General features: G+C 67.0%; 11 protein-coding genes and 1 pseudogene. 1 reads left to right on the top strand and 11 read right to left on the bottom strand.

What is annotated here, in order from left to right:
* Positions 1 to 24 precede the first annotated feature (24 nt).
* The 9 genes and pseudogenes from F1C10_RS12420 to F1C10_RS12380 all read right to left on the bottom strand — a co-directional run.
* The gene (locus F1C10_RS12420; RefSeq protein WP_185206597.1) at positions 25 to 2,052 is read right to left on the bottom strand and encodes an acetyl/propionyl/methylcrotonyl-CoA carboxylase subunit alpha; all 2,028 of its coding nucleotides are present in this window, start codon (positions 2,050 to 2,052) and stop codon (positions 25 to 27) included.
* Between the two features lie 82 nt (positions 2,053 to 2,134).
* Entirely contained in the window at positions 2,135 to 3,148 is a 1,014-nt protein-coding gene (bioB, locus tag F1C10_RS12415) for a biotin synthase BioB (protein ID WP_185206595.1), read from the bottom strand.
* Entirely contained in the window at positions 3,145 to 3,534 is a 390-nt protein-coding gene (locus tag F1C10_RS12410) for a lysozyme inhibitor LprI family protein (protein WP_258042901.1), read from the bottom strand. Before F1C10_RS12410 ends, bioB begins: the two co-directional genes overlap by 4 nt.
* A complete protein-coding gene (gene scpA, locus F1C10_RS12405; RefSeq protein ID WP_185210224.1) occupies positions 3,531 to 5,705 on the bottom strand; it encodes a methylmalonyl-CoA mutase in 2,175 nt (724 codons plus the stop codon). The genes F1C10_RS12410 and scpA overlap by 4 nt, the downstream gene beginning before the upstream one ends.
* Positions 5,706 to 5,923: 218 nt before the next feature.
* Positions 5,924 to 6,715, bottom strand: a complete 792-nt coding sequence (locus F1C10_RS12400) for an enoyl-CoA hydratase-related protein (protein ID WP_185206593.1) — start codon at positions 6,713 to 6,715, stop codon at positions 5,924 to 5,926.
* 22 nt (positions 6,716 to 6,737) lie between these two features.
* Positions 6,738 to 7,157 carry a methylmalonyl-CoA epimerase gene (gene mce, locus F1C10_RS12395; RefSeq protein WP_185206591.1) on the bottom strand — a complete coding sequence of 140 codons (420 nt, stop codon included), beginning with the start codon at positions 7,155 to 7,157 and terminating at the stop codon, positions 6,738 to 6,740.
* Positions 7,158 to 7,165: 8 nt separating this feature from the next.
* Entirely contained in the window at positions 7,166 to 7,381 is a 216-nt protein-coding gene (locus F1C10_RS12390; protein ID WP_185206589.1) for a hypothetical protein, read from the bottom strand.
* Positions 7,378 to 7,659 (bottom strand): hypothetical protein, encoded by a 282-nt coding sequence (locus F1C10_RS12385; RefSeq protein WP_185206588.1) that lies wholly within the window; start codon positions 7,657 to 7,659, stop codon positions 7,378 to 7,380. The genes F1C10_RS12390 and F1C10_RS12385 overlap by 4 nt, the downstream gene beginning before the upstream one ends.
* A gap of 129 nt (positions 7,660 to 7,788) precedes the next feature.
* Positions 7,789 to 8,559: pseudogene (locus F1C10_RS12380) on the bottom strand (acyl-CoA carboxylase subunit beta); the annotation flags it as partial.
* A gap of 101 nt (positions 8,560 to 8,660) precedes the next feature.
* Between F1C10_RS12380 and F1C10_RS12375 the strand changes: the two are divergent.
* The gene (locus F1C10_RS12375) at positions 8,661 to 10,019 is read left to right on the top strand and encodes a short-chain fatty acyl-CoA regulator family protein (protein ID WP_185206586.1); all 1,359 of its coding nucleotides are present in this window, start codon (positions 8,661 to 8,663) and stop codon (positions 10,017 to 10,019) included.
* Between the two features lie 21 nt (positions 10,020 to 10,040).
* On the opposite strand, the gene F1C10_RS12370 is transcribed toward F1C10_RS12375, so the two are convergent.
* A complete protein-coding gene (locus F1C10_RS12370) occupies positions 10,041 to 10,532 on the bottom strand; it encodes an MmcB family DNA repair protein (RefSeq protein ID WP_258042899.1) in 492 nt (163 codons plus the stop codon).
* Positions 10,533 to 10,589: 57 nt separating this feature from the next.
* The gene (locus F1C10_RS12365; protein WP_258042898.1) at positions 10,590 to 11,132 is read right to left on the bottom strand and encodes a cell wall hydrolase; all 543 of its coding nucleotides are present in this window, start codon (positions 11,130 to 11,132) and stop codon (positions 10,590 to 10,592) included.
* Between the last annotated feature and the right edge of the window lie 208 nt (positions 11,133 to 11,340).

The raw sequence follows: 11,340 nt of genomic DNA, 5'->3' as shown, positions 1-11,340 counted from the left end.
GAACCGGCAGGAACGGGAGATCGGCTATTCGAGCTCGAGGATCACCTGATCAACCTGGAGGCTCGCGCCCGCTTCGGCGCTGACACTCTTCACCACCGCGCTCTTCTCGGCGCGCAGGATGTTCTCCATCTTCATCGCCTCGACCACCGCGAGCGGCTGCCCCGCCTCGACCTTGTCGCCGGCCTTGACGTCGAGCCGCACCAGCAGCCCGGGCATCGGCGCGATCAGGTACTTGGACAGATCGGGCGGCACCTTCTCGAGGAGGTGCTGCGCGTAGGGCGCCGCGCGTGCGGGCAGCACGCGCACCTTGTGGCTGGCGCCGAGCGCGTTGAGCGTGAAGCCGGTACGCGTCTTCGCAAGCTTCACCGTCAGCGCCGGCGCATCACCCTCGGTCGGCTCGGCGACGATGACGCGGTCACCCGGCGTGTATTCGAGCGCGAGCGGCAGGTCCGCCCCGTCGACGCGCAGCGCATCGGGCGAGACGGTGACATCATGGTCCTTGCCGTCGATCCGCACCACCCAGTCGGCCGGCGGATGCAGCCGATCGCCGAGCTGCCCGTCGACACGGCGCGCGCGGTCCGCCTCTGCCGTCGCGGCGAAGCCGGCGATGCCGGCGAGCGCGCGAACCGTTTCTTCGGACGCCGGCGCGCCGTGGAAGCCCTCGGGATATTCCTCGGCGATGAACCCCGTCGTGATATTGCCCGAGCGGAAACGCGGGTGCTGCATCAGCGCGGAGACGAAATCGAGATTGGTGCCCGGCCCGACGATCTCGAACTGGTCGAGCGCCGCGACCTGCTTGTCGATCGCTTCCTCGCGCGTCTTGCCGTGGGTGATCAGCTTGGCGATCATCGGATCGTAGAACATGCTGACTTCGCCGCCCTCGTACACGCCGTCGTCGACGCGCACGCCGGGCGCGCCCTCGTCGTCGCCGAACGGCGCCTGGCGCTTGTCCGCAGCGGGCGGATTGTAGCGTACCAGCCGGCCGATCGAGGGAAGGAAGCCGCGATACGGATCCTCGGCATAGACGCGATTCTCGATCGCCCAGCCGTTGATCTTGACGTCCTTCTGCCCGAAACCGAGCTTCGCGCCATAAGCGACGCGGATCATCTGCTCGACCAGATCGAGCCCGGTGATCTCTTCGGTAACCGGATGCTCCACCTGCAGGCGGGTATTCATTTCGAGGAAGTAGAAGCTCTCGCCCGTCTTGTCGGCGCCCGAGACGATCAGCTCGACCGTGCCGGCGGAGTAGTAGCCGACGGCCTTGGCCAGCGCGACCGCCTGCTCGCCCATCGCCTTGCGCATCTTGGGCGTGACGAACGGCGACGGCGCTTCCTCGACCACCTTCTGGTGGCGGCGCTGCACCGAACATTCGCGCTCGTTGAGGTAGACGACATTGCCGTGCTGGTCGCCGAGCACCTGGATCTCGATGTGGCGCGGGCTCTCGATGAACTTCTCGATGAACACGCGGTCGTCGCCGAAGCTCGCCAGCCCCTCGCGCTTGGTCGCCTCGAAGCCCTCGCGCACGTCCTGCTCGCTCCACGCGAGCCGCATGCCCTTGCCGCCGCCGCCGGCGGACGCCTTCATCATGACGGGATAGCCGATGTCGCCGGCGATCTTCACCGCCTCGTCGGTGTCCGCGATCTCACCGAGATAGCCGGGGACGACGTTGACGCCGGCTTCCTTGGCGAGCTTCTTCGATTCGATCTTGTCGCCCATCGCGGCGATCGCGTTGGGCGGCGGACCGACGAAGGCGATACCCGCCTCGGCGCACGCCTTGGCGAAGCTCTCACGCTCGGACAGGAAGCCGTAGCCGGGGTGGATGCAGTCCGCGCCCGTCTCCTTGGCGGCGAGCAGGATCAGATCCGCCTTGAGATAACTCTCCGCCGCCGGCGCCGGCCCGAGCCGCACGCTCTCATCCGCCATCAGCACGTGCGGCGCACGCGCGTCGGCATCCGAATAGACCGCGACGGTCTTGATGCCCATCTTCTTCGCGGTGCGGAACACCCGGCACGCGATCTCGCCGCGATTGGCGACCAGGATCTTCTTGAACACTGCCTTCTCCCCTAGGCCTGCGGCGGGTGTGCCGTCGCAAGCGATCGAACCCTATGCGGGGAGGCAGGCTCCCCGATCACCTTTATTCAGCCGGCTCGAGCGCGGCTTCGTCGCGGCGTGCGCGCATCGGCTCTTCCGCCTGCATCGGCCGCACGCCGAGCTTCGCGAACAGCGCGGCGTCGGCGCTGTCGCCGCGGTTGCCCGCGGTCAGCAGCTTGTCGCCGGTGAAGATCGAATTCGCGCCGGCCATGAAGCACAAAGCCTGGGTCGCCTCGCTCATGCTCTCCCGCCCCGCCGACAGGCGCACCATGCTCATCGGCATGGTGATCCGCGCCACCGCCACCGTCCGCACGAACTCGATGTCGTCGATCTTGGCGAGCGGCGTGTCCGCCAGCATGTCGCCGAGCACGGTGCCCTTCACCGGCACCAGCGCGTTTACCGGCACGCTTTCCGGATGCCGCGGCAGCGTCGCGAGCGCGTGAACGAAGCCGACGCGATCCTCGCGCGTCTCGCCCATGCCGACGATCCCGCCGCAGCACACGTTGATCCCGGCGGTGCGGACGTTCTCCAGCGTTTCGAGCCGCTCGCCGAAGGTGCGCGTGGTGATGACGTCGCCGTACCGCTCCGGCGAGGTATCGATATTGTGGTTGTAGTAATCGAGCCCGGCGTCGGCGAGCATCGCGGCCTGGCGCGGGGTGAGCATCCCCAGCGTCATGCACGTCTCCATCCCCATCTGGCGCACGCCGCGCACCATCTCGACGATGGCGGGCATGTCCTTGTCCTTGGGATTGCGCCACGCCGCGCCCATGCAGAAGCGCTGCGAGCCCGCGTCCTTCGCCTGCGCGGCGCTCTGCAGCACGGCGCGCACGTCCATCAACTTGGTCGCCTTCACCCCGCTGTCGGCGGAGGCGGACTGCGAGCAATAGCCGCAATCCTCGGGGCAGCCGCCGGTCTTGATCGACAGCAGCGTGCACAATTGCACCTCGCCCGCCGCATGGTGCGCGCGGTGCACCGATTGCGCGCGCCACATCAGTTCGTCGAACGGCAGGTCGAACAGGTCGGCGATCTCCGCCCGCGTCCAATCGGTGCGGATCATCGGCGCCACATCAAATCTTTCAATTGCTTCGTCCGTTCCTTGGTCAGCCGCGTGAGGCAGCCGGCGCGCACCATCGGCGCCATCGATCCGCCCTCGACCTCCTTCGTCTCGATCGCGCATTGCGCGTCGCGGAAGGCGAGCCACGCGCGCTGGCTGGCGAGCGTCGCCGCGGCATAGCCCGGGCTGCGCGTGCCCACCGTGTTCTGCGCATCCTCACGCTTCATGTACGCGTACGTCGCTTTCCACTGCGCCGTCATCGCGGCGTCGGCGCGCCGATAGTCTGTGCCGGCGGAAGCGTTCATCTGCGCCTGCGTCTGCGCGGCGGCGGGGGTGGCACATAACAGCGCGATGCAGGCCAGACCCGCAGTGTGCACGAGCAGTCTCACTCCGCCGCCTCCGCCTGCTCTTCGCCTTCGGGCGGCATGTTGTGGCCGAGCAGCCGCAGCACGTCCTCTGCCGCCTTGATGAGGTTGGTGCCCGGGCCGAAGATCGCCTGCACGCCGCTGTCGTACAGCGCCTGATAGTCCTGCGCCGGGATCACACCGCCCGCGATCACCTTGATGTCCGGGCGCCCGGCATCGCGCAGGTGGCCGATCAGTTCGGGAATCAGCGTCTTGTGACCCGCGGCGAGGCTCGACGCGCCGACGACGTCGACGTCCTTTTCCAGCGCCACCGCGGCCGATTCCTTCGGCGTCTGGAACAGCGGCCCGGCGATCACCTCGAACCCCAGGTCGCCGAACATCGACGAGACGAGATTGGCGCCGCGATCGTGCCCGTCCTGCCCCATCTTGGCGACGAACATGCGGGGGCGGCGGCCGAGCCGGCGCTCGGTCGCCTCAACACCGCGCAGCAGCCGCGCCCAGCGCTCGTCCTCCTTGTACGCGCCGCCGTAGATGCCCTTCACCGGCGTAGGGAACGTGCCGAAGCGGCCGAACACATCCTCCATCGCCGCCGAGATCTCGCCCAGCGTCGCCCGCTTGCGCGCGCATTCCACCGCGAGTTCGAGCAGGTTGCCATTACCCTTCGCGCCGTCGCGCAGCGCGTCGAGCGCCACTTGGCACGCCGCGCCGTCGCGCTCCGCCTTCACCTTCTCGATGCGGCGGATTTGCGCCTCGCGCACCGCGACGTTGTCGACGTCGAGGATCTCGATCGGATCCTCCTTGTCCTTGGTGTATTTGTTGACGCCGACGACGACTTCCTCGCCGCGATCGATCCGCGCCGCGCGCGCCGCGGACGCTTCCTCGATCATCGCCTTTGGCCAGCCGGCGGCGACCGCCTTGGCCATGCCGCCCTCCGCCTCGACGCGCTCGATGATCGCCCATGCGCGGTCGACCAGATCCTTGGTCAGCGCCTCGACGTAATAGCTGCCGCCGAGCGGATCGACGACCTTGGTCATCCCCGTCTCTTCCTGAATCACGATCTGCGTGTTGCGCGCGATGCGGGCGGAGAAATCGGTCGGCAGCGCGATCGCCTCATCGAGCGCGTTGGTATGGAGCGACTGGGTGCCGCCCAGCATCGCCGCCATCGCCTCGATCGTGGTGCGCATGACGTTGTTGTACGGATCCTTCTCGGTTAGCGAGACGCCCGACGTCTGGCAGTGCGTGCGCAGCATCTTCGAGCGTTCGTCCTGCGCGCCAAGGTTGGTCATCACGCGGTGCCACAGCACGCGCGCGGCGCGCAGCTTGGCGACTTCCATGAAGAAGTTCATGCCGATCGCGAAGAAGAACGACAGGCGGCCCGCGAACTTGTCGATATCGAGCCCGCTCGCGACGCCGTATTTCACATATTCCATGCCGTCGGCGATGGTGAAGGCGAGCTCCTGCACCTGCGTCGCGCCAGCTTCCTGCATGTGATAGCCGGAGATCGAGATCGAATTGAACTTCGGCATCTCGCGGCTGGTGTAGCCGAAGATGTCCGAGATGATCCGCATGCTCGGCTCGGGCGGGTAGATGTACGTGTTGCGGACCATGAACTCCTTGAGGATGTCGTTCTGGATGGTCCCGTCGAGCAGCTTGCGGTCGACGCCCTGCTCCTCGCCCGCGACGATGAAGAAGGCGAGGATCGGGATCACCGCGCCGTTCATCGTCATCGACACGCTCATCTGATCGAGCGGGATGCCGTCGAACAGGATCTTCATGTCGTCGATCGTGTCGATCGCGACGCCCGCCTTGCCGACGTCGCCGGTGACGCGTGGGTGGTCGCTGTCATAGCCGCGGTGCGTCGCGAGATCGAACGCGACCGACAGCCCCTTCTGCCCCGCCTTCAGGTTGCGGTGATAGAAGGCGTTCGATTCCTCGGCGGTCGAGAAGCCGGCATACTGGCGGATCGTCCACGGGCGCCCGGCATACATCGACGCGCGCACGCCGCGTGTGAAAGGCGCGAAACCGGGCAGACCCGGCTCCCAGCCTTCGGTATCCGCTTCGGTATAGAGCGGCTTGACCTGAATCCCCTCGGGCGTGTCCCACGTGAGATTCTTGCCCTTCACCTCCTTGGCGGCGGCCTTCGCCCATGTGTCGAGCGTGGGCGCGGGCGGCGGCGACGCGACTTCGGTCGGCATCGGTGCCGGCTTGGGCGCGGCGCCGGTGTCTTCGCCAAGGTTGGTTTCGGGCTTGTCGGTCATTGCTATCGTCATCCCAGCCGTTCGTCCTGAGGAGGCACTGAGCTTGTCGAAGTGCCGTCTCGGAGGACTGCCATCCGCGTCAACGCGCGGGGCGGTCCTTCGAGACGAAACTTCGCGCCGCTCAGCCTCTCCTCAGGACGAACGGAGCATGTGGTTTACTGGCCCCTGAACACCGGCTTGCGCTTCTCGAGGAAGCTGAGCCCCCCCTCGCGCGAATCCTGCGAACCACCGGCGAGCCGCTGCCCCTCCGCCTCGGCGCGCAGCACCTGATCGAACGTGCCGTCGAGTGCGACCTGAATGTTCTTGCGCATCGCCGACAGCGCGACGGTCGGCCCGCTCGCGAGGCGCGTCGCCATCGCCAGCGCCTCGTCCATCAGCGCGGCGTCGTCGACCGCCTTGTAGATCAGCCCCCACTGCTCGGCCTGCTCGGCGCCGATCCGCTCGCCCAGCATCATCATTTGCGTCGCGCGCGCCTTGCCGATCGTCTTGGCGAGCAGCCAGGTCGAGCCGCCGTCGGGCACCAGCCCGATGTTGACGAACGCCTGGAGGAAGTACGCGCTCTTGCCGGCGAACACGAAATCGCCCGACAGCCCCATCGAGCAGCCGACGCCCGCCGCCGGGCCGTTCACCGCGGTGACGACCGGCACCGACAGGTTCATGATCTGGCTCATCAGCGGGTTGTAGAAGTTCATCAGCGCGCGGTGGCTGGTGTCACCACCCTTCACCACGCTGTCGCCGCCGCCGCGGGCCTGAAGATCGGCGCCCGAGCAGAATGCCCGGCCCGCGCCCGTCAGCAGCACCGCGCGCGCGCCCTGCAGATCGTACAGCGCGACCGTCAGGTCCTCGGCGAGCTGGATCGACGCCGCGTTGAGCCGCTCGGGGCGGTTCAGCGTGATGACGAGGACATCGCCCTTCTTTTCCGTCAGGATCGTTTCGTAATCAGCCATTCCCGCTCTCCTTTTATCGTGTTCAATGCGCCTGCTTGGGCTCTTCCATCAGCTCGACGAGCATGCCGCCGAAGTCCTTGGGGTGGACGAAGATGATCGGCGTGCCGTGCGCGCCGATCCGCGGCTCGCCCAGCACCGTCGCGCCGTTCGCCTTGAGATGCGCCACTGCGGCGTCGATGTCGGGCACCTCGAAGCACACGTGATGCTGCCCGCCCGCCGGGTTCTTCTTGAGGAAGCCGGCGATCGGCGAGCTCGCGTCATACGGCTCGATCAACTCGATCTGGGTGTTGGGCGCATCGACGAAGCACACCTTCACCCCCTGCGCCGGCAGGTCGAACGGCTCGCCGATCGCCGCCGCGCCGAGCAGCGTGCGGTACGTTTCGACCGATTTCTCGATCGACGGCGTCGCGACGCCGACATGGTTCAGGCGACCAAGGTTCATGTGTCCTCTTATCCCTCGATGCGCGGCACGGACGATCCGCTACCGCGTGTCATTTCGATCATGGTCTCGATGCGGACGAGACGGCGATCCAGGCCGATCACCCGATCGTTCAACGTGCCCACCGTGGCCCGAAGCTCGCCAAGCTCGCGCCGGACGACATCCAGCCGTTCCTGCATCAGCACCACGTTCTTCAACGCCGAAAAGGCATCGTTGACGGCGCTCACCGATCGCGGTCCAGTTGATCGAGCGTCTCGCGGATGCTCCGGCTGGTCGCCTGCAACGTCTCGATCATCGAATCGATCGAGGCATTCATGTGCGGCAGCGCTTCATTCACCTGCGCGACGAGTTCGGCGAGCTCAGCTTCATCCTCCGGCGTTGCATCTTCATCCTCGATCCGCTGCCGAATATACTGGCCGAGCGACACGCCCCGCGCCGCCGCACGCGCGGTAAGCGCAGCCTTGTGGCCCGGGGTGGTGAGGAACGTAACTCGCTCGGTCTGCATGACGGCTCTCCTTCACATCACATTATAATGTGCAGGCAAGCGGCTCACAACGGGATGTTGTCATGCTTCTTCCACGGGTTCTCGAGGCTCTTGTTCTTGAGCTTCCTGAGCCCAAGCGCGATGCGGCGGCGGGTGCTCGGGCACCGGTGAGCGGTTGGATTCGGGAAGGAAATCGATAAAGTCGCGCGCGGCGAGCAGCGCCTCAATATCGTCTTCGAACGCGACGTCGGCGACGCTCGTCTTGGTGGTATGCGTCACCGCGCCGCCCAGCGCTTCCTGCGTCACCACTTCGTTGGTCACCGTCTTCACCACGTCGGGGCCGGTGACGAACATGTAAGAGGAATCCTTCACCATAAAGATGAAGTCGGTCATCGCCGGCGAATAGACCGCACCGCCAGCGCACGGGCCCATGATGAGGCTCAATTGCGGCACCACGCCCGAGGCAAGGACGTTGCGCTGAAACACCTCGGCATAGCCGCCGAGCGAGGCGACGCCCTCCTGAATGCGTGCGCCGCCCGAGTCATTGAGGCCGATGATGGGCGCACCGACCTTCATCGCCATGTCCATCACCTTGCAGATCTTCTGCGCGTGGCGTTCGGACAGCGAGCCGCCGAACACGGTGAAATCCTGGCTGAAGACAAACACGAGACGGCCGTTGATCGTGCCCGATCCGGTGACGACGCCGTCGCCCGGATAGACCTGATCGGGCATGCCGAAATCGACGCAGTTATGCTCGACGAACATGTCGAGTTCCTCGAACGACCCTTCGTCGAGCAGCACGTCGAGACGCTCGCGCGCGGTCAGCTTGCCCTTGGCGTGCTGCGCATCGATACGCTTCTGCCCGCCGCCGAGCCGCGCGGCGTCGCGTTTGCGTTCCAGTTCCTCGATCGTCGACGACATGCATCTCTCCTGACGGTGGTGCTGTCTGCGCCGCAGGGCCGCCTGACGCAAATGTGAAGTTGCGAACTTGCGAATGGAAGCTCTGCGAAATAGGCGGAACTATGGCTGCCCGTCTCTACGCCGGTTCGCAACTGCGGTCGCTACGCCTCGCCGCCGGGATGAACCAACGCGCGATGGCGACGAAACTCGGCCTGTCAGTTAGCTACCTGTCGCAGCTGGAGAGCGACGAGCGGCCATTGACCACGGCGGTGACGGCCGCGCTCGCGCGCCATTATCCGCAGGCGCTGGCGGTGATCGAGGGCGAGGCGCCAGCGCGCCGGCTGACCGCACTGACCGACGCGCTGGCGGATCGTGCGCTGGCAGGGTTCGACGCGATCGACGCGGTGAAGCTGGCGGAAGCCCAGCCGGGCGTCGCCGATCGCCTCATCGCGCTGCAGGCGGCGAAGCGCGCGGCGGAGGACCGGCTGGCGCTGGCGGAGGAGTCGCTCGTCGCGGGCAGCGGCGCGCGGCTGCCGTGGGAGGCGGTGCGCGACTGGTTTCACGAGGCGGGCAATTACATCGACCCGCTCGACCGCGCGGCTGAGGAGCTGGCGGAGCGCGCCACCAGCCTTGCGCGTGCACTGTCCGATCACGGCATCGTCGTCGCGACCGACCATGACGAGGATGCACCGCTGTCGCGCTTCGACGGCGTGCGACTGACGATCAACGGCGCGCTTTCCCCCGAGACGCAGCGCTTCCTCGTCGCGCACCGGCTGGCGGCGACGGCGTTCGCGGGGATGATCGAGGGGATCGTCGCTGCCGCCGATCTGCCGGGGAACGAGGCACGCCGGCTGCTCGCCGTGGGTTTGGCGAACTACGCCGCAGGCGCGCTCGTCATGCCCTATTCTAGGTTCCGAGCCGAAGCCCGCCGGCTGCGGCACGACATCGATCGGCTGACGCGGCGCTTCAACGTCAGCTTCGAACAGGCGTGCCACCGCCTGTCGACGCTGCAGCGGCAGGGCGTGGAAGGGGTGCCGTTCTATTTCTGCCGCGTCGACATGGCGGGGAACATCACCAAGCGCCACTCGGCGACGCGGCTGCAGTTCGCGCGCTTCGGCGGCGCCTGCCCGCTATGGCACGTGCACGAAGCGGTCGCGGTGCCCGATCGTATCCTGGTGCAGCACGCCGAAACGCCGGACGGCGTCCGCTACGTCTCGATGGCGAAGGGGCTGGTGAAGTCGTCGGGGCGGTTCGATCGGCTCGCGCGCCGCTACGCCGTCGTGCTCGGGTGCGAGGCGACGCACGCCGCCGACTTCGTCTACGCCGATGCCGTCGATCGGACGAGCCGCCCGACGCCGATCGGCATATCGTGCCGGCTGTGCCCGCGCATTGAGTGCGACCAGCGCGCCTTTCCCCCCACCGACCGGCCGATCGCGGTCGAGCCCGGGGTCAGGCGGATCGTGCCGTACCGGGTGCTGTAGCAAGGGACGGGGCGGCGTGCGCTACCACGCCTGCGCCGCTTCGGGATCGGCCAGCACGACGAGCCGGCGCGCCGCGCGACGGGCAAAGGCGAGCGTGCATTTCTTGCGCGCATGCGTATTCATCGGATCGGTCCGCGCCTCGCGCACCACTGCCGCATCGTAGCGATCGGCGACGATCAGCCCGGTGCGTTCGGGAAGGAAGGCGTCGCCCGCAATCGGGGCGTGATCGAACCCCGCCGGCACCGCCCAGAAGAACCGATCGCAATGCGGCAGGTAATCCTGCCACTTGCCGTCGCCGAGCAGATCGGCGCGCGACACCTTTATCTCGACGATCGTGATCTGCCCGCGCCCGTCGATCGCCATCAGATCGACGCGGCGCCCGCCCTCGAGCGGTACCTCGGCCATCGCCACCAGATCGTGCCGCAGCAACAGCCGCGTCACGCCGCGCGCAACATCCGCGGCGCAGAGCGGCGATAGAGGATCGTCGAGGCAGGGTTGAGGCGTCGTAAGCACGCCCATTGATTAGAACAGGAAGGGAACGATGGAAAGCAGGGATCGATGCCCGATCGCTCAGCGCCAGAAGACGTGATTGCCGATCGACGCGACCTTGCGCAGCCCTGCCGCGGGGGCGCGGCCACGGTTGAAATACAGCGCACGATCCGCCTCGCCGTCCCAAGCGTTGGCGAGCGCGACCTTCGCCACCGCGACGGCGGTGCGATAATAGCGGTTGTCCTCGTCGATCGACGGGATGCGACCGCCGCGGACGAAGCTGAACTGGCCGCGCTGGGTGACGACCTGGCAGACGTCCTCGGGAAAGCGGCCCGATTTCGAGCGGTTGAGGATCACGTCAGCGACCGCAAGCTGGCCGGACAGCGGCTCGCCCTTCGCCTCGTAGAAGATCGCGCCGGCGAGGCATTCGATCGCCTGATCGTCGCCGTCGTGCGTCGTTTGCGCAGCGACCGCGGCCGCAAGCGTCGGATAGGCAACCGTATCGCCGGTCGCGAGTTCATTGTTCGTCGCGACCGCCGGAGTGGCGGTGGTGACTACCGCAGTCGTGGCAGGCTGGGTGGTGGCAGGCTGGGGGAGCGATTGCTGCTCAACCTCTGCAGCCATGGACGGCGTGCTCTGCACACCCAGTCCAAGAAACGTCATCGTCATGGCCACGGCAATCGCGGCCTGCGAGAAGAAAGCCATTCGTACACTATCAAATGCGGTGGTTACGCGGACACGACCAGCCGTTCGCCTGCGAACATCGATCGCCCGGGAGCCCCCCCGACTGCGTCACCGAACGGATCGCACCCGTGCAGCACAACGCCAAAAG

Origin of the sequence: Sphingomonas sp. NBWT7 (assembly GCF_014217605.1) — a bacterium.
In the GTDB taxonomy this organism is placed as follows: Bacteria; Pseudomonadota; Alphaproteobacteria; order Sphingomonadales; family Sphingomonadaceae; genus Sphingomonas.
Note: the sequence above shows the minus strand (reverse complement) of the source record. Positions and strands in the feature narration are given on the sequence as shown.

Coding starts and splice junctions, on each gene's coding strand:
- F1C10_RS12375 (WP_185206586.1), top strand. CDS start 8,661: ATGGCTGCCCGTCTCTACGCCGGTTCGCAACTGCGGTCGCTACGCCTC.
- scpA (WP_185210224.1), bottom strand. CDS start 5,705: ATGCCGACCGAAGTCGCGTCGCCGCCGCCCGCGCCCACGCTCGACACA.
- F1C10_RS12400 (WP_185206593.1), bottom strand. CDS start 6,715: ATGGCTGATTACGAAACGATCCTGACGGAAAAGAAGGGCGATGTCCTC.
- bioB (WP_185206595.1), bottom strand. CDS start 3,148: ATGATCCGCACCGATTGGACGCGGGCGGAGATCGCCGACCTGTTCGAC.
- F1C10_RS12365 (WP_258042898.1), bottom strand. CDS start 11,132: ATGGCTGCAGAGGTTGAGCAGCAATCGCTCCCCCAGCCTGCCACCACC.
- F1C10_RS12385 (WP_185206588.1), bottom strand. CDS start 7,659: ATGCAGACCGAGCGAGTTACGTTCCTCACCACCCCGGGCCACAAGGCT.
- mce (WP_185206591.1), bottom strand. CDS start 7,157: ATGAACCTTGGTCGCCTGAACCATGTCGGCGTCGCGACGCCGTCGATC.